Raw genomic sequence first — 580 nt, forward strand, 5'->3', positions numbered from 1 at the left:
TAACTATGGCGCAGTCACTCAAAAATGGTTGTTGGTTCATAGCGAGCAAGCGACGAAGCGAGAAGAAATAACGTTCTACAAGAACTTAGATAAAAATGCTGCCAAAGAGCTGAAAGCCCTGGGCCAACTTATGAAAAAAGAGTTTGCTTGTGCAATGGATGCCGAGCAGGCAATCGATGACTTTGCAAACCAATGTCACCTCATTGGCTTTGCACAAAAAACCATCATTAAAGAGGCTGTCTATGCGGGTCGCGGTCGCCCTAAAAAGGGGGCTAAGCCAACGGGATACCGCTACTTTATTGATGCCACGCCTTATACCGATCTAGATAAAGTGAAACTGGCTAAGCTTAAAGTGGGTATGTTTATCCTTGCTACCAACGATACTGACAGTACGGATCTGACCATGGCTGCATTGCTTGAACATTACAAATCCCAACAAAAAGTAGAGCGCGGCTTTCGTTTTTTGAAAAGCCCCGAGTTTTTAACGTCTTCGATCTTCTTAAAAAAACCTCAACGCATTGAGGCTCTGCTCATGATAATGACGCTTAGCCTTCTTGTTTACGCAAGTCTAGAGCACAAA

1 protein-coding gene is annotated in these 580 nt (G+C 44.0%); it reads left to right on the forward strand.

Annotated elements, in window-relative coordinates; all coding sequences use genetic code 11:
- Nucleotides 1–580, forward strand: a 580-nt coding sequence (locus BZJ21_RS15485) for an IS1634 family transposase (RefSeq protein ID WP_108743197.1), incomplete at both ends; no start/stop codon positions are given.

It is taken from the genome of Salinivibrio costicola subsp. alcaliphilus (assembly GCF_001996185.1).
In the GTDB taxonomy this organism is placed as follows: domain Bacteria; phylum Pseudomonadota; class Gammaproteobacteria; order Enterobacterales; family Vibrionaceae; genus Salinivibrio; species Salinivibrio costicola.